Source organism: Amycolatopsis dongchuanensis, from assembly GCF_039542405.1.
Taxonomy (GTDB): domain Bacteria; phylum Actinomycetota; class Actinomycetes; order Mycobacteriales; family Pseudonocardiaceae; genus Amycolatopsis_E; species Amycolatopsis_E sacchari.
This window is the reverse complement of sequence record NZ_BAABIB010000058.1, coordinates 1-25,700: the sequence shown is the minus strand read 5'-3', so window position 1 is coordinate 25,700 and position 25,700 is coordinate 1. Positions and strand designations below refer to the sequence as shown.

Here is a 25,700-nt window from a genome sequence, read left to right as displayed (position 1 = left end):
GTCCCGATCCTCGCGGTGATCGAACCCGCCGGTAGCCGTGGCCTGCTCGTTCGTCCCACTCTGGAGCAACGACCGGGCGGAGTTCCAGAATGTCGGCCCCTGGTGAGACCTTGGTCACCGGCCGGTCAGTGGAACGAACCCCCGCCCAGGGGTGAGCACCGCGGTCATCCGCACGTCGTGGGGTTCGGCGGGCAGCCGCTCGACGAACTCGTCGTCCCGCACGACGGCGACCAGCGTCGCGTCGGCGGCCGCGTGGCCCAGCGAGCGGTCGTAGTACCCCGCGCCGCGGCCGAGGCGCACGCCCGCGCGGTCGACGGCCAGTGCGGGGATCAACACGAGTCCTGCTTCCCGGACCGCGCCCGGCCCGAGGCGGGGGCCCGCCGGCTCGAGCACGCCCGGCAAGCGGCCAGGTGAAAGCGTTTGCGGCCCGGTGTACTCCGCCCAGTCCAGCGCTCCGGGCTCCGGCGGGATCACCGGGAGCAGCACCCGGGCGCCGGCTTGCCGCGCGACGTCGAGCCACGCGATCGAACCGGGTTCGGTGCCGAACGGCACGTAACAGCAGACGGTCGCGGGCAGGTCCAGCGCGCCGACCGCTTCAGCCAGTGCCCTGGCTTCGGAGACCCGCGTGGCGACGGGGAGGGCTGTCCGTGCCGCGGTCAACCGGGCCCGCCAGTAGCCCTTGTCCAGCTCGTCGTGCCGCCCGTCTCGCATAGTCGCAGGTTAGGCTCTAGCTCCATGACGGGCGCCTTCGACAACCATTCCTTCCGCACCGCGATCGTCCCCGCCGCGGGGCTGGGGACACGCTTCCTGCCTGCGACGAAAGCAGTTCCGAAAGAGCTGCTGCCGGTCGTGGACACCCCGGGCATCGAGATCGTCGCGGCGGAGGCGGCACAGGCGGGCGCGAAGCGGCTTGTGATCGTGACCTCACCGGGCAAGGAGTCGGTGGTCAACTACTTCCGCTCGGCGCCGGAGCTCGAGGAGAACCTGGAGCGCAAGGGCAAGACCGAGCTGCTGGAGAAGGTCCGCCGCGGCCCGGGGCTGCTGGACGTCGAGGTCGCCATCCAGAAGGAGGCGCTGGGGCTGGGGCACGCGGTCGCGCAGGCCGAGCCGAACCTGACCGACGAGGACACCGCCGTCGCGGTCCTCCTGCCGGACGACCTCGTGCTGCCGGCCGGGGTGCTCGAGCGGATGGCCGAGGTCCGCGTGAAGCACGGCGGCAGCGTGCTGTGCGCCTTCGACATCCCGAAGGAGCAGATCTCACCCTATGGCGTGTTCGACGTCACCGATACGGACGAAGAAGACGTCAAACGAGTGCACGGGATGGTCGAGAAGCCGAAGCCCGAAGAGGCTCCCTCGACCTTCGCCGCCGCGGGCCGTTACCTGCTCGACCGGGCGATCTTCGACGCGCTGCGCCGCATCAAGCCAGGCGCGGGTGGTGAACTCCAGCTCACCGACGCGGTGGCACTGCTGATCGAAGAGGGACATCCGGTGCATATCGTGGTGCACCGGGGTGGCAGGCACGACCTGGGCAACCCCGGCGGGTTCCTGCGGGCGGCGGTCGATTTCGCACTCGACCACCCCGACTACGGCCCGTCGCTGCGCACCTGGCTCGCCGAGCGAATCGAGAACAAAGGCTGATGACCCCGTCCACCCCGGAGCCTGCAGAGGCCGCTGAGCAGGAGTTCCGTCCCGTCGACGAACAGCTGGCGCTGGTACTGGATTCGGCCGTGCGGCCGCGGCCGGTCCGGGTCGCCATCTCCGAGGCGCAGGGCCTGCTCTGCGCCGAGGAGGTCGTCGCGGAGCACGCCCTGCCCGGCTTCGACCAGGCCGCGGTGGACGGGTACGCCGTGCGCAGCGTGGACGTGCGCGCGGCGGGCGACGAGCCCGTGCAGCTGCCGGTGGTGGGCGAGATCCCGGCGGGTTCGCGGCAGCCGCGGCGCCTGAACCCCGGCCAGGCGGTGCGGGTCGTGACCGGCGCGCCGCTGCCGACGCTGGCCGACGCCGTGGTGCCGACGGCGTTCACCGACGGACATCCCGCGAACGTGACCGTGCACCGGTCCGTGCCCTCGGCCGGTTACGTGCGGCGGACCGGCGAGGACGTGCAGATCGGGGACGTCGCCGTGCGCCAAGGTGACACCATCGGGTCGGCCCAGGTCGGGCTGCTCGCCGCGGTCGGCCGGTCGAAGGTGCTGGTCTACCCGCGTCCTCGCGTGTCGATCGTGTCCGTGGGCGACGAGCTGGTCGACATCGACCGGACGCCCTCGGTCGGGCAGGTCTACGACGTCAACTCCTACGCGCTGGCCGCTGCCGCGCGGGACGCCGGTGCGGAGGTGAGCCGCGTCGGCATCGTGCCGAGCGAGCCGAAGCGGCTGCGTGAGGTCGTGGAGGGCAGGCTGCTGATGTCCGAGGTCGTCGTGGTCGCCGGCGGGGCCGGGGGCACGACGGGCGACGAGGTGCACGCGGCCCTGTCCGACCTCGGGCACATCGACATGACGCGCGTCGCGATGCACCCCGGCTCGGCGCAGGGGTTCGGCCGTCTCGGGCCGGACTCCGTGCCCACCTTCTTGCTGCCTGCCAACCCGATGAGCGCGCTGGTGGTGTTCGAGGTGCTCATCCGGCCGCTGATCAGGGCGGCCCGCGGCACGCGCAACCCGCACCGGCGGATCGTCAGCGCCCGGCTGCTGTCGCCGATCACGTCGACCAAGGGGCGCAAGGGTTTCCTGCGTGGTCAGCTGCTGCGCGACGAGAGCACGGGCGAGTACCTCGTGCAGCCGCTCGGGACGTCGGGTGCGCACCTGCTGGCGTCGCTGGCCGAGGCGAACTGCCTGGTGAACGTGGACGAGGACCTCACGGAGGTGCCCGCGGGCGAGCAGGTACGGGTGACCTTCCTCGCACAACGGGTGTGACGGTTAAATACGCCGGTGCAGGCAGCGACCTACGACATCGAAGCGCGACACCCCGGCTGGCCCGCCCGGCTCGGTCCGCTGCGCGTCCGCGCCGGTGTCGTCGCCCTGCGGCCCATCCGGCTGCGGGACGCGGGGGACTGGTCGCGGATCCGGTTGCGGGACCAGGAGCACCTGGAGCGGTGGGAGCCGACGGCGCCGGGTCCGTGGGCGGACCGCAACGGTTTCTGGTCGTGGCCGCCGCAGTGGATGGCGCTGCGGGGGCTCGCTCGCCGTGGTCAGTGCCTGCCGTTCGTCATCACAGTGGACGACCAGTTCGCCGGTCAGATCACTGTCGGTAACGTGATCCGCGCCTCACTCCGTTCGGCGTGGGTCGGTTACTGGGTGTCCTCGACGGTCGTCGCGGGCGGGGTCGCGACGGCGGCTGTCGCACTGCTGGTGGACCACGCGCTGACCTCCGGCGGGTTGCACCGGATCGAGGCCACCGTCCGCCCCGAGAACGAGCCGAGCGTCCGCGTCCTCACCAAGGCCGGATTCCGCCAGGAGGGCCTCTTCCAGCGCTATCTCGATGTCGCGGGCGCGTGGCGGGACCACCTGTGCTTCGCGATCACGGCCGAGGAGACGGGCGCCGGTCTCGTCAGCAGGCTCGTGCGGGAAGGCCGCGCCGAGCGCGTGTGAGATCTGCGTTACCACATCGGGTCAGTTTCACCTGATCCGGTGGCCCCATTTCTGTTTTCGAGCGGCGTGGCTCCCGGCGATCTGTTACTCCTGTGACTAGCGTGACGGTATGTAGCAGAAGTCGGGGGAGGTGACAGAGGGAGATGCCCAGCTCGCTGATCATCGTCGCACTGGCGGCCGCGTGGCTCGTCGTGCTCGTGCCCATGGTCGCGCGGAAGCGCCAGGCCGTCGTGCGGACCACGGACTCCGCGCTCGCCGCCCGCGTCGTGCGGAGCGGAGTAGGCACCGACGAGGGGGAGGAGCCCGTCATGTCCGAGCCCGTTCAGCAGGTCATCGACCCCGAACCCGAGGAGTTCGCCGAGCCGGAGCGCCCGTGCAGCCACGAGGAGTCCTCGCGGCGGAGTTTCGACGCCGATGACGACTTCGACGACGAGGCCGACTACCGGTCGGAGCGCGGCGTCGAGGCCGAGGGGGAACGCCGGTACCGGCCTGGGCGCGGGGGCTTCGACCCGGAGGCGGCGGAGATCGCGGCGCGGGCCAAGTACGCGTTCCGGCAGCGGGTCGTGCTCGCCCTCATCCTGCTGGCGGTGGTGTCCGCCGGTGTGGCCGGTTTCCTGTCGAGCCTGCTGTGGTGGGGGCACGGCGCGATCGACCTGGTGCTGGTGGGGTACCTCGTGTACTTGCGGCGGCAGGTGCGCATCGAGAACGAGATCCGGCAGCGGCGGCTCGCGCGCCTGCACCACGCACGCACCCGTCGCCCGGCGCAGCCGCGCCGCGTGATGCGCGACGAGTACGAGGTGCCCGAGGAGCCGCGTCGCGAGCTGGTCGGCATCGAGCGCCGCCCGTCGCCCGCTTCGCGGCTGCGCGGGCAAGCGGTGGTCGTCGACGTCGAGGACGAGGATCCCGCGTTCCACGAGCTGGACGACCCCGGCGCCCTCCCGTTCCGCCGGGCGGTCGGCGAGTAGGACCCCCCTCGCCGACCCCCTGCGGCGGGGTTGCTATGCTCTGCGAGCAAGTTCAAGGGGCTGTAGCGCAGTTGGTAGCGCGTCTCGTTCGCATCGAGAAGGTCAGGGGTTCGATTCCCCTCAGCTCCACAGCAGGTCAAAGGCCCTCCCCGGGTGATCGGGGAGGGCCTTTGCGTGTCCGTACGGCAGCGCCATCCTGTTTCCCCACTCGGCGAACGGCGACACGCCAACCGGTTCGCAGTACGTCGAGCAGGTGCGGACCTGGTTCGACAGCATGTGGTCGAGCATCGGCAAGGACTTCCGGCGATAACCCGTTCGCGGTGCTGAAGTACGCCGCCTCCCTCAGCGAAGATGACGTCCGCTACGTCGAGGCCGCGTTCACCGCACACGAGGTCGAGGCCATGACCACCGCTGAAACGACCGAGGGTGCGCACGAACTCATCCAGGCGTGGCACGCTTCCGGCCGGCCGCTCGCGATCGTGAGCAACAACAGCGCCGCCGCGATCAGCACATACCTCGACTTTCACGGCATCCGCCCGCTCGTCGACGTGGTGTCCACACGCGAGAGTGCAGATGTCGGACTCCTCAAGCCGCGTCCCTACCTAACCCGTGCCCTCGCCTGACCTGCCGCTGCTCACTGATTGGCTCCGCGGCCGCCTCAGCAACGACAAGCTGACCGAGCTACCAGCAGGCGAGCAGGTAGCCCCAAAGGCCGAACGCGTCCGCGCTCTCGCACTCCTCGACGACCTCGCAGCCGACCTGCGCCCCGGCGTCTGCCACGGCGACGCCTCACCCTGGAACGCGCGGGCGCGGCGTGGTGCCGGTGTCTGGCGGCGCAGTCGACGGCAGCGCTAAGCAGCAGCGAGAACAATCATCGATCAAGCGCGCTTCCCGAGCCCTGGTAACCCGCCGGACACTGCTCGGACGCTGATTCGGGGCTCATGCTTGGACTCAGAACGGCGGGTGCGCTTCGTGCGAGGTCTCGTAGCGATCCTCTCTCGTAGCCAGCGTTTGCCTGCCGACTGGGTTCGCAACGCAGCGAGCGCTGCCTCCAGTCTTTTCAGGTAAGCCGTTCTCTCGGTATCGGCGAGATCAGCGTCGTTGATGTCGGTTGCCAGCTGGTCTACTTGCCTCCGGGCCGATGCGCGAGCCGCATCCCGCTTAGCCTGCATAGCCTCGCCGGAGGGAGCACGTACCGTCCAAGCCTGGAGGTAAAGCTCGACGTGCTTCTCGACGCGCCGAACCTCTCGCTCGTGACGAGTTATGCGGTTGGAGCGTCTGGCATTCATATCTGAGATGTCGCGCTCGCGGCGGTCGGTCGTTACTGGCAGCCGCGAAGGTGCAGGCAAAGCCCGCGACCAGCAGCGCCACGGCTGGACTGCCGCGGGGTTCCATTCCCCTCAGCTCCACAAACCACGTTCGACACACGGCTCCGAGTTGAGTCGTCTTCTTCACGGACCACCCACTCCACCTGCCCCGTCGGGGCGTGGGGACGCCTGGACCCCCAACCCCGGTCACCGCGGCCGGGTGCAGCGGTCCTTCCAGGGGCGGCCCGTCAGGGCTGGCGGGTCGGCGGTTTGTGCGTGGAATGCGTTTTCTGCTCTTGTCCGGTCGTGGCGGTCCAGCTGGCTAGCAGCTTCAGGGCGTCCTCGGCGGCGGTTTCGGGGGGTGCGCTGTAGACGACCACGCTCAGGCCGCTGTCGTCGGGCAGGGTCATGGTTTCCTGGTCGAGTTCCAGGTCGCCGACGAGCGGGTGGTTGAGGCGTTTGGTGCTCTCGCGGAAGACATGCACGTCCTGAGACCCCCACAGCACACGAAAGGTGTCGCTGCGGGTGGATAGTTCCCCGATCAGGTTCGATAGTTCCCGGTCGTAGGGGCTCCTTCCCGCCTCGACGCGTAGCGCGCCCACGGCGAAGCGGGCCATGCGCTCCCAGTCGGTGTAGAACCGCCTGGCCGCTGGATTGAGAAACGCGAACCGGGCGACGTTCGCCCCGCAGGTCGGGTCGGCGTACATCTCCGAGTACAGAGCCCGGCCCAGTGGGTTGGCGGCCAGCGTGTCGAGGCGGTTGTTCATCACGTAAGCCGGCATCCCCGGCATACCGTCGACGATCCGCGCCACGCTCGGCCTCACCGTCGGACGGGCCTCCCGCTGCCGTGCCCGTGCCCGCGGCGTCGGCCCGGCAGCGCGGGCGAGGTCGTACAGGTACATGCGCTCGGTGTCATCCAGCCGCAAGGCGCGGGCAAGGGCGTCCAGCACACTGTCGGAGACCCCCTGGAGGTTTCCGCGCTCCAGGCGCGTGTAGTACTCGACGCTCACCCCGGCGAGCGCGGCGACCTCTCCCCGGCGCAGTCCGGGCACCCGCCGCTGACCATACGTCGGCAGACCCACCTGCTCCGGGGTGATCTTGTCGCGCCGGGAGCGGAGGAAAGCGCTGACTGCGTCCCGGTTGTCCATGACGACAGAGTAAATAGGCCACGCGCGCGGTGGGGGACTCTGCCAGTACCCCTCACAGCAGGAACTCCCCCGTCACGACCACCTGCCGTTGCATGGTGCGTGCCCCAGTCCTCTGGGGCCTTTCCCCGTACCGGAACGAAACTGAAGGGCATGCAAGATGAGCAACCAGACGAAGACGCTGACGGAGAGCCCCGCGCAGGTCGTGCGCGAGCTGTACGACGCGCTGAGCAAGGGCGACGTGCCGGGTGTCCTGGCCAAGCTCGCCCCCGAGGTGATCGTCGACGAGCCGGCCCAGCTCCCCTACGGCGGCGTGCACCGGGGCAGCGAGGTGTTCGTGCAGTCGATCCTCGGCGCGATGATGGGGTACGCCAACGTCGTGATCACCAGTGCCGAGGTGTTCGAAGGCCCGACAGGCGTCGTCGGAACGCTCACCGGAACGCTCACGGCCCATTCCACCGGTGAGCAGTTCCCGCTGACCATGGTCGAGATCCACCAGGTCGAGGACGGCCTGGTGCGCAAGATCGACGTCTACACCAAGAACCCCCACGAACTCGCGGCGTTCTACACGCGCGCCGAGGCTGGCACCCGCTGACGGCACCTCGTCAAGATCTCGGCCGAGTTGCCGCACCGCAGCGCGAGCAACTCGGCCGGCCCATCCCCAGCCGCGCGGAACGGCGCCCGATCCGCGCGGCTGGTCGTGGAGGCCCCCTCGTGCGTCATCTCACTCACCACCGCGCCTGCAGGTCTCCGATCAACAGCAGCGGCCAACGCGCAGACCGCAGCACGTCCCGGGACGCACCGGTAAGAGCCGCATACCGTGTGCCGAGCAGCAGCCCGAGGATCGAAAGATCAAGGTGAGGCCGACGACCACGCCCTTGATCACGGTGACTGCGCGAACCACAGCGTCCGAACCTGATCGAGTCGGCATAGCACCACGCGTGGTCATTCGGCGCCATCTGCTTCGACGCGCGGGCCCCTGTAAGGGGTTCGGGTGGGGATGCCGCGTTTGCGGAGCGACTCGGGAGGGCTTTTTGCTTCAGGGCTGCTCGACCGACTACGCGGGATCGCGGTAGCGGTGCAGCATGTGGTTGAACCTCCGCAACTTGTCGACAGCGTCCCCCGGGATCGGGTCCGGGTGGAAGTGCATGACGTTGTTGCGGATGAGGCGGATCTCCTCCAGGCGTGCGATGAAGGTGGGCCGGTCCAGTGGCCATCCCAACTGTTCCCAGACTTCCCTGTTCTCCAGGATGTGCTGGTAGTCGCCGAACGAGAGCTGGTCGGCATTCTTGATCGTCCTGCTGCAGAAGCGCTGCAGGGTCTCCACGTCGAAGGCGCGGCCCAGAATCCAGCGGAGCGTCCGATCCAGCTCGCCCAACTGGAAGAACGGCGTGGCCATCTCACCGTAGCGCTGGGCTACGTCGGCCGTCGTCACGATGCCCTTGATGCTCTTGCTTTCGTCCAGTACGAACACGAATTCGCGCCGTTGCAGGGTGGGCAGGACCTCGAAGAGATCGCGATCGTAGGCGACCACCTCCACGTGGGGCTCGATCGCGTCACCGACGCCCGCGCTGGGCTTCTGGTGCATCGCCTGCGCGATCGATCGCCAAGTGACGGCACCGCGCAAGTTACGAGGGCCACTGAGGACGGCGAGCTGCGAGTAGTCGTTGAGAAGCATCTTGGTGATCGCTTCTTCAAGCGTGCTGTTGGGCGCCACGGAGGCGACGCCGGTGAGAGGAGAGAGGTTTCCCACCGTGAGCCGTACATCCAGGTCGGTGCCTCCCTCGTCGTCCTCGGCGACCGGGAGATCATCGAGGTCAGATCGCGCGGAAAGGGCAGCACTCTCCACTTCGTCGGGTGGTGTCGTCAGCGAAACCACGGTGTCGAGGGTCACCGCTCGGAAGCTCGGGGAGGTCATCAACCCGTGATTGGCCAGATCCGCTTCGATCTGACTGACTTGGTCGCCGCGCTCTGTCGCGCCCCAGAGGGCCAGGAGCTCGCGCACGGAGATCCGCTCTGGGGCATGCTCCTCGGCGCGGTTGCGCGCCTGCCGCAATCGTTCGTGGACCCGCCGCCGGATCGTGTCCTCGCTCGGCGGGTGCGCGGTGGCCGCGGCCCTGGAAATAGTCTGGTCGAGCAACTCCTGGCGCACCGCGTCCAACAGCCGATCCTGGTCGACCACCAGCCATGCACGCCACCCGTCGACCGCTCGCATGCCGGCCGCGACCATGGCAGCCCGCGAAGGTGACCGGAACTCCTCGCCGTCGGGCTCGAGCCGGATCCGGCCCCGGTCGGTCACGGTGGCGTCGTACGTCACCCCGATGCGGTTGCGCTTGAACCTGAGCTTCGTGCCACTGGTGATGAGCCCCGCATCGAGCAGATCGGAAACCGTCACGCGGCGGCCGCCGAGGAGGTACATCGACCGGCCGCCCGCCTCATTGCCGCGGTCCTCCGTCGTTTCGCCCGTCACCGGCGCTCACCACCTCCGGAGTCCGGCGAACTTGCGCCGGGCCGCGATCGCTTGTTTCAGCACCCTTTTTTCCAGTTCTGCCTGGCTGAGCCGCTCCACCCGCGTGAGCTGCAAATGACCCGCGACGGCGAGCAGACTCTCCCGGTCGAGATCCTGCGCGCGGAGGTACGCGGTGCCCTCTTCCTCGGTATCGAGTTGGCGCAGGTGTGAGGCAATGGCCGCTGCCTCCTCGTCGGTCTTCGCGGGTTCGGCGGACGTTCGCGAGACCCGGGTGCTCGCCATTTCGTTCCCGCGGACGTCCGCTCGGCCGGGGCCGCAACGGGCCAGCAGGTCGACGAGTTCGGCACGTTTCAAGGCGCTGTAGCCGGTCAGACCGAGAATCCTGGCCACCTCTCGCAGCTCTTTCACGCGTAACGCGCTCGCGTTCAAGTAGATCCGTCGTTGCTGCTCCGAAGCCAGCGACGACATTTCGTGGGCCACTTGGAGTGGACTGCCCGAAGGAGATGCGGCGAGAACGGGCGGCGCCGGAGCGGGGCCCGCGTGCACGTCTTCGCGAGGTGGCGAGCTGACCGGTACTGCTGATGCCTCCACGCGGACAACGCCCAGCTTCGCTGTACCTCTGGTCAGCGCTTCCAGTGTCGAGTCGTCCTGCTGTTCCAAGAATTCGTAGAGCCGGGCCTGGAGGACGACGAACTTCCTCAAGTCGTTCACCGGTGACCACCCGGCAGCAGGTCGAGCGCGCCCAGGACCTCGTCGGCCAACTGGTCGAATTCTTTGACGACCTCGTCTCTGCCAGTGGCTCGCAACATCGCGGGCACACCACTTTCCCCGGCATCACCGAAGTGTCGGGGGCTGTTTCGGATCTTGCTCTCCAGCACCGGTACCTGCGAATTCAGACGTACTTCCTCGATGTAGGTGTGCTGAGCAAGAGTCACTTGTTGTGAATAGATCTGCACCATCGTGAAGACCACGCCGAGGAACGCGGGATCGATCGGTCGGTGGCTGTCGGCCGTGCGCTTGTGATTGACGAAGTCGTTGAACTGCTGTACCAGCACCGCACAATTACCCACCAGGTAGTCCAAGCCGAGTGTGGACAGGTAGTCGGCCTTGGCTGGCACGAGGATTTGCTCACTGGCTACGATCGCGGTCTTCGTGACGAGGCCGAAATTCGGTGCGCAGTCGATGAGCACCAGGTCGTATTCACTGAAACGGTCGTCCTCGAGTGCGTGCCGCAGACAGCTGTGCAGGTCCAGAAACTTCCGCTTCGACCCGTCGAGGGTGGTGGCTCCGCCCAACCGGGCGGCGAGTTCGAGGTCTATGTCGATCAGGCCGAGGTGAGAGGAAATCAGGTCGAGGTGGCCGCCTGGATGGTCGATGGCTTCGTTGACCGGCTTCGGGGTAACGATGAGATCTGCCAGCGAGATCTCTCGTCCCGGCAGCTCGGCGTCGTACCACCGCTTGATGGTGCGTTCGTCCTTGAGATTCGCATGCCAGTCATCGATCGAGAAGAACGAGAAGGTCAGGTTGGTCTGCGGATCGAGGTCGATGAGCAGCACCCGCAAGCCCCGGCTCGCGGCGACCGCGCCGAGATTCGCCGTGAGGGTGGTCTTCCCGACTCCGCCTTTGTAATTCATGACCGCCACGACCCGCATATGCTCTCCCCGGTGCCCTCGTGCCCGACGGTGACGACGAACCATGATCGAATTCGTCTAGCTGATCCGTTTCAAGACCTTGGCAGAGATCGTGCGTTGAAAGCAATAGGCGGGTATTTGGTTCGACGCAACGTGCGGCAGGTGGTCATCCGTCTGCAGTACTCGTGCGTCCAATCCGGTGGTAATGACGATTCGGTGATTACCGGCGATGATGAGTTGAATTGGCGGTTACTCACCACCCTCCTGTCCGGTTGGGAGGAGGTGGACGGATTTCGGGCACCGAGAACTCACGCGCCCACCGCGGCCGGAACCCGTTCTGCCGCGACCTTCCGCCGCGTGCGGCGGTGGCGGGTGTGCTGGAGCCACCACTCGGCCGCGAGCAGGTTCACCACCCAGCTCAGCCACGCGCCGACACCGACCGCCTGCGCGACTGCCGCCTCGTCGGCCGGGTGGACGATTGCCATGACCAGCATGCCCCACGGGCGGTTCAGGATGATCGAGAAGCACAGGGCGAAGCTGCGCACCATCCACTCGCGGTGTTCGGCGAAACGACGGCGCCTGGCCGTCCGCCAGCCTGCGATCGTCGTCGCCACCCAAAGGACTCCGAGCATCGTGTTCGCCGCCTGCTGGTTCGGACCCCAGTAAGTGACCGCGCTGAACGTCAGCACCGCGAGCCCGCCGGGGACGCACGCGAAGACGTACACCCGGCCGCTCCAGCGGTGCACCATCGGGGACCTGCCCCGCAGCCACGGCCACAGCTGCAGGCAACCGCTGAGCAACGCGAGCGAACCGAGGAAGATGTGTGTGACCAGCAGCGGGTAGTAGTACGGCACCCCGTCCGGCGGAACGGTGCGGGCGCGGGCCGGGTCGAGGCCGAGGTACGGCGGCAGCGAGTAGCCGAGGAACAGCACGACCACCACCATGAGCCCGACGAGCGGAAGGCGACGAAGCTTGGAAGTCATGCTCGGCACTCTTCGCGATCCCGGCACCGGGCGCGTTGGTGCCGGCCTCCCTTCTGGGGTGGGGAAAACCGCCGCTACCGCTTGACCAGGAACGGGTCCAGCAACCCCGGCACCGCGTCGTGGGCCAGGGTGACCGCTTCGTCGGCGGGCAGGTCCTCGCAGGTGTAGTGCTGGCGGCCCGCCGCGGTCGTCGCCGTGAGGGACAGCAGGCCGGAGCGGCGCTGGAAGAACGAACGGTGCATCACCCAGCCGATCACGCCGTCCGAGGACAGCACGTACCGGCGGCGCAGCAGGCTTCCGTGGCGGAACACCAGCGTGCTCCCCAGCAGCACGTGCCCGAGGTTGCGGTACCGGTCCTCCGCGAGCAGCGCGCCGATCGGGAACAACACGAGCGCTGCCTGCCACGGCCAGTTCGGCCACCGGGCGAAAGCGTGCAGTGCCAACAGGATTCCCGTGACCACGGCCGCGAAGGCGAACGCGCGCGTGTAGCGGCGGCGGTGTGCCCTCGGGCCGTGGCGCAGCAGCTCATGTGCCGCGGGCCCTGGATCGCCGGTCACTTCGCCCGCGACGCGCCGGGCTTCCGCGAGCGGCGCCGGTGGCAGCAGGATCGAACCGCCGTGCTCGGAACCGCGGCCGACGCGGAGGCCCGTCGTGATCGCGAGGCACCGGGCACCGCCGGCGGCCCGCAGCAGCAGCGGTTCGCTGATCTCCGCGCCCCGCACGCGCCGCAGCTCGATCGTCGTCGAGCGGGTGGTCAGCAAGCCGCGCGTCACGTGCAGCGTGCCTTCCGTGCGCACGAGGCGGAAATGCCAGAACGCCAGCACGTACGCGAGCGCCGACAACACGGCCACGAGCACCACCGCGAACACCGTGATCTCCAGGACCGCCACGGCGACCGGCACCGCCGTCACCTGCCCGATGACCGAGCGCAGCAACCCGAAGTCGTCCGGGTCGAGCCGGGTCTCGTTGAACAGGTTCACCAGCGAACCGACCACCACACCGATCGTCGCGATGCCCGACAACGTGAACGGCCCGAACCGCACCCACCGCGGCGAAAGCTCCGCCAGCACGACGCCCGTCGGCTCGACGTGCTTTTCCGTGCGGTGCAACAGTTCCTCACGCAGCCGGGCCGCCGCCGGCGTGGCGAGCGCGTCGAGGGTGACCCCTTCGTCGTGCCGGTCCGAACGGCCCGTGCCGATGACGACGCGGCTCAGCCCGAGCACGCGCTGCAGCGGGTGCGCGGTGAGGTCGACCGTGCGGATCCTGTCCCGTGGCACGGAAAGCTCGCGCCGGTTCAGCAGGCCGCGGCGCACTCGGACGTGCGTCGGCGTGATCTGGTACGTCGTGGTGAACCAGCGCAGCAGCCCGCCCGCGATGGCGACCCCGACGCCGACGAGGCTCCAGATGTGCCCCTGCCCCTCGCTGCCGATGAACAGCACACCGATCAGCACGGGCAGGAACCGGACGATCTCCTGGACCGGGTGCACCGCGAGCATCCTCGCGCTCAACCGGTGCCACGGCAGCGGTTCGGTCACGTCGCGTCCCCGACGGTCGCCTGCGTCCGCGTCGCCAGCTCGGCGGCGAGCCGCTGGGCGGTGTCGTGGTCGAGGCCGTGGATGTGCACCGGGCCGCGCGCGGACGCCGTGGTGACGGTGAGGTTCGCCAGCCCGAACAACCGCTCCAGCGGACCGCGTTCGGTGTCGACGGTCTGGATCCGCGAGACCGGAGCGATGCGCCGCTCCTGGTTGAACCAGCCGGACTGCGTGTACACCACCTGGTCCGTCGTCTCCCAGCGGTGCACCCGGTAGCGCCACTGCGGCATGACCACGAGGTGCGCGACGGCGAGCACGGCCGTCACGACCAGCACGACCACCGGTGCGGTCCCGCCGCCGAAGACGAGCCACAGCAGTTCGCTGACGAGCGGGAGGACCCAGCCCAGTGCCGCGCGGGTGGTCCAGAACAGCACCGCGCGGCGGCAGACCAGGTTCGCCGGCGGCCGGAGGTCCAGCACTGGTTCGGTCACGCCGCCCACTTTGCCAGCTACGCGGTGTGGGAGCGGTCCTGCACGCCGAGCCGGAGGTGCTCGATGTGGTAGACGGCCTCGTCGAGCAGCTGGGCGACGTGGTTGTCGTAGAGGCTGTAGACGATGCTGCGGCCGGTCCGCTGACCGGCGACGAGCCCGAGGTTGCGCAGCAGGCGCAGCTGGTGCGACACGGCGGACTGCTCCATGCCGACGGCTTCGGCCAGCTCGCCGACCGAGCACGGGCCTTGCCGCAGGCGGGTCAGCATGAGCAGGCGGCTCGGCGTGGCCAGAGCCTGCAGGGTGGCCGCGACGGTCGCGGCGCTCGCCGCGTCCAGCGTCGCCGCCGGTGCGTGCCTGCCTTCGACTCCGTGCCCCACCCGGCAATCCTAGCAAGAGAACACATGTAGACATCTTCATATGTTCCTGTACGGTGGAGGCATGCTTTCCGAGGTGCGGTGGGCCGTGGTGGCCACGGGATGTTTCTTGGCGGCGCTCGCCGTGGACTTCGCGGGCGGTCCGGCGTGGCCGCTCTACGTCGCCTGTTACGCCGCGGGCGGCTGGGCGCCACTGCTCGACGGGCTGCGGGCGCTGCGCGAGAAGACGCTCGACGTGGACCTGCTGATGATCGTCGCGGCGCTCGGCGCGGCCGCGATCGGTCAGGTCTTCGACGGCGGGCTGCTGATCGTCATCTTCGCGATTTCCGGTGCGCTGGAGGCGGTCGCGACGCGGCGCACGGCCAATTCGGTGCGGAACCTGATGGTGGGCGAGGAGCTGGCCGCGGGTGCGGAGCTGGCGGTCGGCGACGTCGTGCTGGTGCGGCCGGGCGAGCGGATCGCCGCGGACGGCGAGGTGGTCGACGGCGTGAGCGAGGTCGACCAGGCGTCGATCACCGGGGAACCGCTGCCGGTGCCCAAGGGGGTGGGCGACGAGGTGTTCGCCGGCACGCTGAACGGCACCGGCGCGCTGAGGGTGCGCGTGACGCGGACGGCGGAGGACACGGTCGTCGCGCGGATCATCGCGATGGTCGAGGAGGCGTCGGCGACCAAGGCGAAGACGCAGCTGTTCATCGAGAAGATCGAGCAGCGGTACTCAGTGTGCGTCGTGGCGGCGACGCTCGCGTTGTTCTTCGTGCCGCTGGCGTTCGGCGCCGCGTTGCAGCCGACGTTGTTGCGGGCCATGACTTTCATGATCGTCGCCTCGCCGTGCGCGGTGGTGCTGGCGACCATGCCGCCGCTGCTGTCGGCGATCGCGAACGCCGGGCGGCACGGGGTGCTCGTCAAGTCGGCCGTGGTCATGGAACGGCTCGCGACCGTCGGCCGGGTCGCGTTCGACAAGACCGGCACGCTCACCGAGGGCGCGCCGCGGGTCGTCGAGGCGGACGACGAGGTGCTGCGCCTGGCCGCGGCCGCCGAGTACGGCAGCGAGCACCCGTTGGGTCGCGCGATAGTTTCTGCCGCGCAAGAACGCGGCCTGGAAGTATCTTCCGCGCGAGAGTTTTCCGCGGTGCCGGGTGTCGGGGTGCGGGCCGTCGTGGACGGGCGGCGGGTCTTCGTCGGGCGTGGGTCGGCGGTTGATGGGGACGGCGAGGTCGGGCGCAGTGGGCGCGGGGTTGGGCGGGGCGACGGTGAGGTCGGGCCGCTTGGGCTGGGGCTGGCGGTGGACGACGGCGAGGTTGAGTCGGTTGGGAATGGACTGGGCGAGGGCGACGGCGAGGTCGGGCCAGTTGGGCGGTGCCCGACGGCCGACTCGGGGGACGTGGTCGGGCGCAGCGTGCGCGGCGTTAGCGGGGGCGACGGCGTGGCCGGGCCGGTCGGGAATGGGCTGGGCGAGGTCGGGCATGGGCCGCGCGGGGGTGACGGCGAGGTTGGGTCGATCGGGCGTGGGCCGGACGGAGGCGAGGTCGGCCGTGGGCGTGACGGCGAGGTTGGGCCGGTCGGGGATGGGCTGAGCGAGGTCGGGCGCAGCGGCCGTGGGGCGACAGCGAGCGCCGTCGAGGTCGGCCGGAGTGGGCCTGGGCCGGTCGTGTTCGTCGATGGCGTGGAGGTCGGGCGGATCGTGCTCAGTGATCGGTTGCGGGACGACGCACCGGCCGCCGTGGCGGCGCTCGCCGAGTTCGAACCCGTCCTGCTGACCGGCGACAGCGACGAGGCGGCACGCAAGATCGCCGCCGACGTGGGGATCGCGGACGTGCGCGCGGAACTCTTCCCGCAGGACAAGGTCACCGCCGTGCGCGAGCTGGGCGACCGGGTCCTCCTCGTCGGGGACGGGATCAACGACGCGCCCGCGCTCGCCGCCGCACACGTCGGGATCGCGGTGGGGCGGGTGGACCTCGCGCTGCAGACCGCCGACGCCGTCGTCGTCCGTGACGATCCTGCCGCCATTCCGTCGGTGATCAGGCTGGCCCGGCGGGCGCGGCGGCTCGTGCTCGCGAACCTGGCCATCGCGGCCACCTGCATCGTCGGGCTCGTGCTGTGGGACCTGCTCGGCGACCTGCCGCTACCACTGGGCGTCGCCGGGCACGAGGGCTCCACCGCGCTGGTCGCGCTCAACGGGTTGCGGTTGCTGCGGAAGTCGGCGTGGGGCTGACGGTCGTGGCGGGAACGCCGCCGTTCTGATCAACTGGACTGCATGACGGGACACATGACCCCGGAGGAGTTCCGGCGGTACGGCAGGCAGGTGGTCGACCGGATCGCCGACTACCTGACCGGCGTCGAGCAGTACCCGGTGCGGGCACAGGTGCGGCCGGGTGACGTGCGCACGCGGCTGCCCGCGTCCCCGCCCGAACGGGGCGAGCCCTACGAGCACCTCCTCGCCGACCTCGACACCGTGCTCATGCCGGGCATCACGCACTGGCAGCACCCGAGCTTCTTCGCCTACTTCCCGTCCAACGCCAGCGGTCCGAGCATCCTCGGCGACCTGCTGTCGGCCGGGCTCGGCGTCCAGGGCATGGTCTGGGCCACCAGTCCCGCCGCCACCGAACTCGAAACCCTCGTCGTCGACTGGCTCGCCGAACTCCTCGGGCTGCCGGAGCGCTTCCGCACCGACTCGGCGGGTGGCGGGGTCATCCAGGACTCCGCGTCGAGCGGGGCGCTCGCCGCGGTCGTCGCGGCGTTGCACCGGGCCAGCGGTGGCAAAGCGGGAACCGAGGGGCTCACCCGCCGCTACACGATGTACGTGTCCTCGCAGACGCATTCGTCGCTGGAGAAGGCCGGGCGCATCGCGGGATTGGGCGCGGACAACGTCCGCAGCGTCGCCGTGCACCCGGAGACGCTGGAGATGGACCCGGCGCACCTGCGGACGCTCATCGAGCAGGACGTCGCCGCCGGTGCCACGCCCGCGCTCGTCTGCGCGACCATCGGCACCACCTCCACCACCGCCGTCGACCCGGTCCGCGCGATCGGCGAGCTCTGCCGCGAACACGGGATCTGGCTGCACGTCGACGCCGCGTACGCCGGGGTTTCGGCGGTCTGCCCCGAAATGCGGTGGATCAACGACGGCGTCGCGGAATACGCGGATTCCTACGCCACCAACCCGCACAAGTGGCTGCTGACCAACTTCGACTGCGGGGTGCTGTGGGTCGCCGACCGCCGCCCGCTGGTCGACGCCCTGTCCATCCTGCCGGAGTTCCTCCGCAACAGCGCCACCGAATCCGGCGAGGTGATCGACTACCGGGACTGGCAGGTGCCGCTCGGCCGCCGGTTCCGCGCGCTCAAGCTGTGGTCCGTCATCCGCTGGTACGGTGCCGAGGGCCTGCGCGAGCACATCCGGACGGGAATCGCGCTGGCCCAACGGTTCGCGGCGCTCGTCGACGCCGACCCCGATTTCGAGCTGCGCCCGCACCACCCGTTCGGCCTCGTCTGCTTCCGTCCACTGAGGACAGACGCACTTGCGCTGATGGAGCACGTCAACGCCTCGGGACAGCTGTACCTGAGCCACACGAAGATCGGCGACGACGTGTGGCTGCGGATGGCGATCGGCGCGCCGACGACCACGGCCGAGCACGTCGACGCCGCGTGGGAGGCGCTGCGCGCAGCTCAGTCCAGGTAGGCGTTCAGCGTCAGCTCCAGCGTGCCGGGCAGGTCGCGCTCGGCGAGCCCGCCCCACAGCCACAGCTCCGCCAGGCCGTGCAGCGCGGCCCACAGCGACGCCGCGAGCATCCGCGGCTCGGCGTCGGTCCGCCAGCCCTCGGCCTGCGCCGCCTCCACGAGCTTGGTGAACCGGATGAACACGGTCTGGTCGAGCTCGGCGGTGTCGATCAGGTCGTGCCGGAACATCAGCTCGAACATCGCCGGGTTGCGCTTCGCGAACGTCAGGTACGCCCGGCAGGCGGCGCGCAACCGGTCCAGCGCCGACGCCTCCGGCAGGTTCACCTCGCCCAGCTCGGCGAACCCCTCGCTCGCCACGGCCGACAGCAGTTCGGCGCGGCCCGTGAAATGCCGCAGCGGCGCACCGTGGGAAACCCCGGCTTCCCGCGCGATGCGCCGCAACGTCACCGCCTCCACGCCTTCCTCGGCGAGGAGCGTGATCGCGCTGGAGATCAGGCGCCGCCGGGGAGCGCTGTCCACGGGTTCAGTTCGTCGGGCAGCACGGGCAGCAGCTCGGGCCGCTTGGGGGTGAACCCGTCGCCGGGCGAGCGGCCGATGAACCAGTTGCGCGTGCGGCTCACCGCGACCGGCAGCACCTCCTGCCACAACCACCGCGCGTGCGCGCGCAGCCCCGGCTGCAGCGGCTCGCCCGGCAGCGGCGCGAGCCACTCCGGATCACAAGGAACACCCAGCTGGGTGAGCAGGTGGGCGGCGAGGCGGCGGTGCCCGGGTTCGGACAGGTGCAGCCGGTCGGGCCCGAAGTACCGCAGGTCGTGCACGTCCTCGTCGGACAGGTCGACCAGCAGCGCGCCGTACCGGAGCGCCGCCGCGCGGACCGCGTCGTTGAGCGCCTCGATGCGGCCGCGCACCCGCAGCACCCCCGGCATGCGGCTGGAGACGTCCGGCAGGGTGAACACCGCGACGGTGGGCACGGCCCTGGTCAGGATGCGCACGGCCGCGTCCACGCGTTTCGCGACGACGGCGGGACGGAAACTCCTGGTCATCACGTCGTTGGCGCCACCGAACAGGGCCACGAGATCGGGCTGCAGGTCCAGCGCGGTGGGGATCTGCTCGACGATGATCTGGTCGAGCCGCCTGCCGCGGACGCCGAGGTTGGCGTACCGGAACTGGGGGCTGGCCGTGGCGAGTGTCGCCGCGACCAGGTCCGCCCAGCCCCGGTACTGCTGGCTGCCGGGGTACAGGTCGTGCAGCCCCTCCGTGCAGCTGTCGCCGAGGGCGACGAATCGTTCGTACTGCATTCAGGTCTCCGTCATGAGTTGTTCACCCAAGAAGACCTTGTGTACCAAAAGATGTAGACAGTGTCTACCGGACTATTTCCAGTCCACCTGCGGCGAGCGGTAGAAGTCGATGCCCTGCTGCTCCCAGCGCGGTGCCTGGTCGGCCAGGCGCTCGCGGTAGGTGTTCCAGTCGTGCGTCGACCGCGGTGACCAGCCGATCTCCGCGATGCCCGGCAGGCGTGGGAACGCCATGAACTCGATCGCGTCGCTGTTGGTCAGGGTTTCCGACCACAACGGCGCCTCGACGCCGGCGACCTGCTGCTCGCTCACGCCCTGCACGGCCGTCGCCGGGTCCCAGTTGTAGGCGTCCTGGACCTCGACGTAGCCGGCCCAGTGCAGGCCGAGCGGGCTGTCGGGGTTGTACTGCATGTCCAGGTACGCCTTGTTCGCCGGCGACATCAGGATCTTGTTGCCACGCGCGGCCGCGGCGGCCGTCGCGTCGTCCTGGCCGTCGGTGTCCCAGAACTGCGGGACGGTCGTGAGCGGCGGGTTCACCTTGGCGATCTCGTTCCAGCCCTGGGCGAACTTGCCGTACTTCGCGACGATCGGCAGCACGTTGCCCATGAACTTCTGGTAGTCCGCCTCGGTGGTCGCGTGCGCCTCGTCGCCGCCGATGTGCAGGTACTTGCCCGGCGTGATGGCGGCCAGTTCGCGGATCACGTCGTCGAGGAACTTGTACGTGATGTCCTTGTCGACGCAGAACGAGCTGAACCCGACGTCGATGCCGGTGTACAGGGGCGGTGCCACGCCGTCGCAGTTCAGCTCCGCGTACGACGCCAGCGCGGCGTTGGTGTGGCCGGGCATGTCGATCTCGGGGATGACCGTGATGTGCCGCGAAGCCGCGTACGCGACGATGTCCTTGTACTGGGCCTGCGTGTAGTAACCGCCGGGCCCGCCGCCGACCTCGGTGCTGCCGCCGTACGTCGCCAGGCGCGGCCAGCTCTTGATCTCGATGCGCCAGCCCTGGTCGTCGGCCAGGTGCAGGTGCAGGGTGTTGATCTTGTACTGGGAGATCTGGTCGATGTACAGCTTCACCTGGTCGGGGGTGAAGAAGTGGCGCGCGACGTCGAGCATCGCGCCGCGGTAGCCGAACCGCGGGTAGTCGGTGATGCTGCCGCCGGGCACGACCCACCGGCTGTGCTGCACGGTTTTCGCCTCGATCGTCGCGGGCAGCAGCTGGCGCAGGGTCTGCACGCCGGCGAACAGGCCGTCGGTGGTGTTGGCGCGGATGGTCACGCCGCGCTTGGTGACGTCGAGCTGGTAGCCCTGCGCGCCGACCTTCGCGGTCTTCGCGACGTCGAGTTCGATCTTCGGGGTCACCGCGAAGGGCACGACGGGCAACCGGTAACCGGTCGACGGCCGCAGCAGGCCGCCGAGGTAGTCGGCGACCTGCCGGGCGTCGCGGTCGGCGACGATGACCGTCGCCGGGGTGAGCCGGAAGTCGGCTCGGGGATCGGGTTTGGCCTGCACGGGGACGGGAATGACGTCGGCCAGCTGTTTGGTGCTCTGGTCCGCCGCCGTCGCGGGCTGGGCGAAGGCGGTGAGCGTCAGCAGGGCCGCGCCGAACAAACTTGCCAGGGACACGCGTCTACGCATCGGGCACTCCGGCTGTCGGGGAGTAGATCCCAAAGGTATAGACCACTTGTCCGTGGATGGCAATGGTGGCGGTGGGCCCGGTTCCCCCGGACGGCTCAGTTCCTTCGTACGGTGAGCAGCAGCGGGGTCGTGCTCCCTCGCCGGGCGGCGAGATCGGCGAGGAGCCCGGCGAACGCGTCCGGGGACCACTTCGCGTGGTCGAGCGAGATCAGGTGATCGGCGATCGGGGATCGCCCGCCGTCCAGTGTCACGCCGGCGGGCGTTCGTGCGGCCCGATCGCCGTCGTCGAACCAGGCAGCCGTGACCAGCGACGGCGAGCGCCGGATTTCCGGCCGCGATGCGGGGTCGAGGCAGTGGACGGGCAGGAGTACCCGCAGCGCGTCCAGTTCCAGTGCACCGACGCGGGCGACCGTGTCGGCGGCGCAGTTCAGGAACGGCTGCACCGGCAGGGCCGCCCGTCCGGGACGGGCCCGGCCGTGACCTGGAACCACGCGGCGAGCGGCGCCTCGGCGAGGGGTGCTCCCGGTGCGAGGCCGGGAAGCGCTTTCCCGTCACCGACCGTCACGGCCTCCGTTCAGCGGAGGACGGCGCGCAGGGCGTCGAGCACCGACGGGTCCTCGATGGTCGAGGGCACGGGCTCGTCGCGGCCCTCGGCGATGCCCCGCATCGTCTTGCGCAGGATCTTGCCCGACCGCGTCTTCGGCAGCGCGTCCACAATGGACACCTGACGGAAGGCGGCGACCGGCCCGATGTCGCGGCGGACGGCGGCGACGAGCTCCTCCCGCAGGACGTCCTCGTCGACCTCCACCCCCGCCTTGAGCACCACGAACCCGCGCGGCAGCTGACCCTTCAGCTCGTCACGCACGCCGATCACCGCGCACTCCGCCACCGCCGGGTGCGCCGCCAGCACCGCCTCCATCGAGCCCGTCGACAGCCTGTGCCCGGCCACGTTGATCACGTCGTCGGTGCGGCCCATGACGAACAGGTAGCCGTCCTCGTCGCGGTAGCCGGAGTCGCCGGTGAGGTAGAAGCCCTCGTACCGCGACAGGTACGCGTCGATGTAGCGCTGGTCGTCACCCCACAACGTCGGCAGCGTGCCGGGCGGCAGCGGGAGCTTGATCGCGATGGCGCCCTCGCGGCCGGCGGGCAGGTCCTCGCCGGACTGGTCGAGGATCCGCACGTCGTAACCCGGCATCGGCACGGTCGCCGAGCCCGGTTTGACCGGCATCGGCTCGAGCCCGCGCGGGTTGGCCGCGATCGCCCAGCCCGTCTCGGTCTGCCACCAGTGGTCGATCACCGGCACACCGAGCTTCTCGTGCGCCCAGTGCAGCGTCTCGGGATCGAGGCGTTCACCCGCCATGAACAGCGTCTTGAAGTCCGCGAGGTCGTACGCCTGCAGCTCGCGCGCGTCGGGGTCCACGCGCTTGATCGCCCGCAACGCCGTCGGGGCCGTGAAGAGCGCTTTCACGCGGTGCTCGGAGATGACGCGCCAGAACGCGCCCGCGTCCGGAGTGCCGACGGGTTTGCCCTCGTAGAGCACTGTTGTGGCCCCAACGAGCAGAGGTCCGTACACGATGTACGAGTGCCCGACGACCCAGCCGACGTCGGAGGCGGTCCACCAGATGTCGCCGGGCTGGATGTCGTACACCGCGCCCATCGACCAGGCGAGCGCGACGGCGTGACCGCCCGCGTCACGTACGACGCCCTTCGGCTTCCCCGTGGTCCCGGACGTGTACAGGATGTACAGCGGGTCCGTCGCGGCGACGGGCACCGGGTCCACGGGCGGGGCGTCCAGCTCGGTCCAGTCCACGTCACGCGGCCCGAGCTCGGCGCGGAGCGCGTCGCGCTGGAGGACGACGACCTTGTCCGGCTGGTGGTTCGTGGTCTCGAGCGCCGCGTCGATGATCGGCTTGTACTCGACCACGCGGCTCGGCTCGATCCCGCACGACGCGGCCACGATGACCTTCGGCTTGGCGTCCTCGATGCGCGCGGCCAGCTCTTTCGGGGCGAAGCCGCCGAAGACGACCGAGTGCACCGCGCCGAGCCTCGCGCACGCGAGCATCGCGATGACGGCCTCGGGGACCATCGGCATGTACACGATGACGCGGTCACCCTTCGCGACGCCGAGCGAACGGAGCGCACCGGCGAAGCGGGCAACCTCGTCCCGCAGCTGCGAGTACGTGTACGTCCGCTTCGAGGACGTGACCGGGGAGTCCCAGATCAGCGCCGCCTGCTCGCCGCGCCCGCGTTCGACGTGCCTGTCCAGTGCGTTGTACGCCGTGTTCAGCTCGCCGCCCGGGAACCAGCGGAACAACGGGGCGCGCGAGGAATCGAGCGCGCGCTCCGGCTCGCGGATCCAGTCGATCGCCTTGGCCGCGCCCAGCCAGTACCCTTCGGGGTCGGTCAGGCTGCGCTGGTACTCCTCGGCGTAGGTGCCCACGGGACAGACCTCCTCGTCGTCGAAGCCGCTGGTGCACAGCTCATCACCCGGAACCGGGATGCGGCAACCCGCCGGGCGGGCCGCGCGTCCAACGGGCTAATAGGGTGGGGCAGACGGAAACACCCGAGCAGGAGGGACCGGCGTGAACGCTTTCGCCAGCTGGTTGCTGTCCCTCGCGCACTCCCTGTTCAACCCGGGCTTCTGCCCCGGTGACTGGGTGTGGGCGACCAGCGCGGCCGGCGCGATCCTCGCGTTGTTCCCGATCGCGGCCGCGGTGATCGTCGCGCTGATGCGCAAGTTCACCGGGAACACCTACGACGCGGTGACCATCGGTGTGATCGCCGTCACCGGGCTGGTGCTGGTGTTCCTGCTGCCGTGGCTGCTGGCGAACGGGGCGTCCGCGACCTACCGGGCCGCGTTCGCGGGGCAGGGCTCGGGGCTGTCGGCCGCCGAGCTGTCCACCTTCGGGCGGGACTACTGCTCGTTCATCGGCAAGCAGAGCGAGTACCTCGGCGGCGGGCAGAACGTGTTCGAGACGCTGTTCTACCCGTCGGGCAACAAGCTCGCCTACGGCTACTACCTCGGCGCGCTGATCGGCCTGCCCGCGGCGTCGCTGTTCTTCGTGATCCTGCAGGCGCGCACGGCGATGCGGCGCGGGCAGAAGTGGCCGGGCCGGCTGCTGTGGGTGCCGTTCGTGCTGTTCGCGGTGTTCAGCTCGACGGTCGAGGCCAACACGGCGGTGCACCTGTGGCTGGGTTTCCTGCCCGTGACTGTGCTGGGCCTGATCCCGGTCGCGCTCGTGGGGCCGCCGCCGTGGTCGGTGATCAACCGGCCGAAGCAGGAGCGCCGCCCCGAGCCACCGCCCCCGCCGCAGCCCAGGCCGGAATCGAAGCCGGAGCCGCGGCCGACGCCGCCTCCGCAGCAGCAGCCGTACAAGCCGACGGCGATCGCCCCGGCGCCGCAGCTCGCGGCCACGCCGGGCCCGGTGCCGGTGCCGCCGGGCTCGACGTCGAACGGCAGTGACCGGTACCGCCGGATCAAGCGGCTGGGGCACGGCGGGTTCGGCACGGTGTGGCAGGCGGTGGACAACCAGCTGGGCCGCACGGTCGCGTTGAAGATCGCGCACGCGCCGGACCGGGACACCGAGGAGCGCATGCGGCGGGAGGCCCGTGCGCTGGCGATGGTGAACCACCCGAACTGCGTGCGCGTGTACGACCTGGTCGAGGAGCCGGACGGGCTCGCGCTCGTGATGGAGTACCTGGAGGGGCAGGCGCTGGCGACCGCGGTCGACGGCATGGGCCCGCTCGACGACATCGCGGCGGGCAGGCTGTGGGCGACGATGGCCGGTGCGCTGCAGGCGGCGCACGAGAAGGGTGTGCTGCACCGGGACATCAAGCCGTCCAACGTGATCCTGGACCCGAGCGGTATCCCGCACCTGATCGACTTCGGCATCGCCCGCAGCCGTGGCGATTCGACGATGACGGCGACGGGCATGATGATCGGCACGCCGGACTTCGTGGCCCCGGAACAGGCGGCGGGCGCGGAGGCCTCCCCGGCGTCCGACGCGTGGCAACTCGCGGCGACGGTCAGTTACGCGCTGTCGGGCTACCCGCCGCGCGGCACACGCGAAAGCCCGATGGCGGCGCTCATGGCAGCGGCCAGGGCGGAACCCGTGTCGCGGCTCCCGCAGCGCTCGGCGCACGCCCGCCTGCTGATCGCCTCACTCGACAACGAACCCCGCCGCCGCCCCACGCTCAACGTCGTCAGGCGCGAGGTGGAGGGCTGGCTGGCGAGGGTGGGGAAGAGCCCGGACGGCCCGGTGACCCGGATCGTGCCGAGGGCGCAGCAACAGCCCTCGGGGACAAGGGTCATGCCGCCGCGGGGCTGAAGGCCACAAGAGCAACCCGAGAGTTGGGTGATCATCCCGTCGCCTGATACCGGTGGATCACTTTGGGCCAGGGCCGCAACATGCGCCGGAACCGGCGGCCGAAAGACCAAAGCTTGCGGCCCTGGGTCAAAGTGATATGCACAAACCGCAGGCGACGGGATGATCACTCAACTCGACCACCTCGCCAAGGTGAGATCCCTTTGGGCCCCATCATCCTGGAGCCTGCCCGCCGGCCAATACCGCTAAGTTAGGCGGGGGTTGGGGTCTGACACGCGTGGCGGGGCTCCT

General features: G+C 69.8%; 23 protein-coding genes and 1 tRNA gene. 10 read left to right on the top strand and 14 right to left on the bottom strand.

The features are described 5' to 3' along the window. Positions 1–114 precede the first annotated feature (114 nt). Positions 115–711 (bottom strand): 5-formyltetrahydrofolate cyclo-ligase, encoded by a 597-nt coding sequence (locus ABFX51_RS13005; protein WP_346053806.1) that lies wholly within the window; start codon positions 709–711, stop codon positions 115–117. A gap of 24 nt (positions 712–735) precedes the next feature. Here ABFX51_RS13005 and ABFX51_RS13000 point away from each other — a divergent pair, with 24 nt between their 5' ends. The 6 genes from ABFX51_RS13000 to ABFX51_RS12975 all read left to right on the top strand — a co-directional run bounded on the left by ABFX51_RS13000 (position 736) and on the right by ABFX51_RS12975 (position 5,169). Then, positions 736–1,638, top strand: a complete 903-nt coding sequence (locus ABFX51_RS13000) for a UTP--glucose-1-phosphate uridylyltransferase (protein ID WP_091510967.1) — start codon at positions 736–738, stop codon at positions 1,636–1,638. Continuing rightward, positions 1,638–2,906, top strand: a complete 1,269-nt coding sequence (gene glp, locus ABFX51_RS12995) for a molybdotransferase-like divisome protein Glp (RefSeq protein ID WP_091510970.1) — start codon at positions 1,638–1,640, stop codon at positions 2,904–2,906. The genes ABFX51_RS13000 and glp overlap by 1 nt, the downstream gene beginning before the upstream one ends. Positions 2,907–2,921: 15 nt before the next feature. Further along, the gene (locus ABFX51_RS12990) at positions 2,922–3,581 is read left to right on the top strand and encodes a GNAT family N-acetyltransferase (protein ID WP_091510972.1); all 660 of its coding nucleotides are present in this window, start codon (positions 2,922–2,924) and stop codon (positions 3,579–3,581) included. 143 nt (positions 3,582–3,724) lie between these two features. Next, positions 3,725–4,546 carry a divisome protein SepX/GlpR gene (gene sepX / locus ABFX51_RS12985; protein ID WP_091510974.1) on the top strand — a complete coding sequence of 274 codons (822 nt, stop codon included), beginning with the start codon at positions 3,725–3,727 and terminating at the stop codon, positions 4,544–4,546. 56 nt (positions 4,547–4,602) lie between these two features. Next, positions 4,603–4,675, top strand: a tRNA-Ala gene (locus tag ABFX51_RS12980). A gap of 191 nt (positions 4,676–4,866) precedes the next feature. After that, on the top strand, positions 4,867–5,169 hold the full coding sequence (locus tag ABFX51_RS12975) for an HAD family hydrolase (protein WP_091510976.1): 303 nt from the start codon (positions 4,867–4,869) through the stop codon (positions 5,167–5,169). Between the two features lie 932 nt (positions 5,170–6,101). Here the strand turns inward: ABFX51_RS12975 and ABFX51_RS12970 are convergent. Further along, on the bottom strand, positions 6,102–7,001 hold the full coding sequence (locus ABFX51_RS12970) for a helix-turn-helix transcriptional regulator (RefSeq protein ID WP_346053805.1): 900 nt from the start codon (positions 6,999–7,001) through the stop codon (positions 6,102–6,104). Between the two features lie 157 nt (positions 7,002–7,158). Here ABFX51_RS12970 and ABFX51_RS12965 point away from each other — a divergent pair, with 157 nt between their 5' ends. Beyond that, a complete protein-coding gene (locus ABFX51_RS12965; protein ID WP_091510981.1) occupies positions 7,159–7,593 on the top strand; it encodes a nuclear transport factor 2 family protein in 435 nt (144 codons plus the stop codon). A gap of 462 nt (positions 7,594–8,055) precedes the next feature. Here ABFX51_RS12965 and ABFX51_RS12960 read toward each other — a convergent pair whose 3' ends face one another. From ABFX51_RS12960 to ABFX51_RS12930, 7 genes are all read right to left on the bottom strand, one after another. Next, the gene (locus ABFX51_RS12960; protein WP_245783199.1) at positions 8,056–9,468 is read right to left on the bottom strand and encodes a CBS domain-containing anti-phage protein; all 1,413 of its coding nucleotides are present in this window, start codon (positions 9,466–9,468) and stop codon (positions 8,056–8,058) included. A gap of 6 nt (positions 9,469–9,474) precedes the next feature. Further along, complete coding sequence (locus tag ABFX51_RS12955) at positions 9,475–10,179, bottom strand: hypothetical protein (RefSeq protein WP_143249924.1); 705 nt, start codon at positions 10,177–10,179, stop codon at positions 9,475–9,477. Further along, positions 10,176–11,120 (bottom strand): ParA family protein, encoded by a 945-nt coding sequence (locus ABFX51_RS12950; protein WP_091510985.1) that lies wholly within the window; start codon positions 11,118–11,120, stop codon positions 10,176–10,178. The genes ABFX51_RS12955 and ABFX51_RS12950 overlap by 4 nt, the downstream gene beginning before the upstream one ends. Positions 11,121–11,407: 287 nt before the next feature. Continuing rightward, complete coding sequence (locus ABFX51_RS12945; RefSeq protein WP_091510988.1) at positions 11,408–12,082, bottom strand: DUF2306 domain-containing protein; 675 nt, start codon at positions 12,080–12,082, stop codon at positions 11,408–11,410. A gap of 74 nt (positions 12,083–12,156) precedes the next feature. Further along, positions 12,157–13,617 carry a PH domain-containing protein gene (locus tag ABFX51_RS12940; protein WP_245783200.1) on the bottom strand — a complete coding sequence of 487 codons (1,461 nt, stop codon included), beginning with the start codon at positions 13,615–13,617 and terminating at the stop codon, positions 12,157–12,159. After that, the gene (locus tag ABFX51_RS12935) at positions 13,614–14,105 is read right to left on the bottom strand and encodes a PH domain-containing protein (RefSeq protein WP_245783201.1); all 492 of its coding nucleotides are present in this window, start codon (positions 14,103–14,105) and stop codon (positions 13,614–13,616) included. The genes ABFX51_RS12940 and ABFX51_RS12935 overlap by 4 nt, the downstream gene beginning before the upstream one ends. 17 nt (positions 14,106–14,122) lie before the next feature. Further along, positions 14,123–14,482, bottom strand: coding sequence for an ArsR/SmtB family transcription factor (locus tag ABFX51_RS12930; RefSeq protein ID WP_091510990.1), 360 nt, complete (start codon positions 14,480–14,482; stop codon positions 14,123–14,125). Positions 14,483–14,543: 61 nt separating this feature from the next. On the opposite strand from ABFX51_RS12930, the gene ABFX51_RS12925 reads away from it, so the two are divergent. Both ABFX51_RS12925 and ABFX51_RS12920 read left to right on the top strand, forming a co-directional pair. Beyond that, entirely contained in the window at positions 14,544–16,691 is a 2,148-nt protein-coding gene (locus ABFX51_RS12925) for an HAD-IC family P-type ATPase (protein ID WP_346053804.1), read from the top strand. Positions 16,692–16,745: 54 nt separating this feature from the next. Beyond that, a complete protein-coding gene (locus ABFX51_RS12920; protein ID WP_091510994.1) occupies positions 16,746–18,152 on the top strand; it encodes a pyridoxal-dependent decarboxylase in 1,407 nt (468 codons plus the stop codon). Here the strand turns inward: ABFX51_RS12920 and ABFX51_RS12915 are convergent. The 5 genes from ABFX51_RS12915 to ABFX51_RS12895 form a co-directional block, all read right to left on the bottom strand. Beyond that, entirely contained in the window at positions 18,140–18,670 is a 531-nt protein-coding gene (locus ABFX51_RS12915; protein WP_091510996.1) for a TetR/AcrR family transcriptional regulator, read from the bottom strand. The genes ABFX51_RS12920 and ABFX51_RS12915 overlap by 13 nt on opposite strands. After that, positions 18,643–19,449, bottom strand: coding sequence for an SGNH/GDSL hydrolase family protein (locus ABFX51_RS12910; RefSeq protein WP_091510999.1), 807 nt, complete (start codon positions 19,447–19,449; stop codon positions 18,643–18,645). Before ABFX51_RS12910 ends, ABFX51_RS12915 begins: the two co-directional genes overlap by 28 nt. A gap of 72 nt (positions 19,450–19,521) precedes the next feature. Continuing rightward, entirely contained in the window at positions 19,522–21,084 is a 1,563-nt protein-coding gene (locus tag ABFX51_RS12905; RefSeq protein ID WP_091511001.1) for a beta-N-acetylhexosaminidase, read from the bottom strand. 95 nt (positions 21,085–21,179) lie between these two features. Continuing rightward, positions 21,180–21,575, bottom strand: coding sequence for a hypothetical protein (locus ABFX51_RS12900; RefSeq protein ID WP_143249926.1), 396 nt, complete (start codon positions 21,573–21,575; stop codon positions 21,180–21,182). Positions 21,576–21,658: 83 nt separating this feature from the next. Further along, positions 21,659–23,524, bottom strand: a complete 1,866-nt coding sequence (locus tag ABFX51_RS12895; protein ID WP_091511006.1) for a propionyl-CoA synthetase — start codon at positions 23,522–23,524, stop codon at positions 21,659–21,661. 142 nt (positions 23,525–23,666) lie between these two features. Between ABFX51_RS12895 and ABFX51_RS12890 the strand changes: the two genes are divergently transcribed. Next, entirely contained in the window at positions 23,667–25,412 is a 1,746-nt protein-coding gene (locus ABFX51_RS12890; protein ID WP_346053803.1) for a serine/threonine-protein kinase, read from the top strand. Positions 25,413–25,700: the final 288 nt, after the last annotated feature.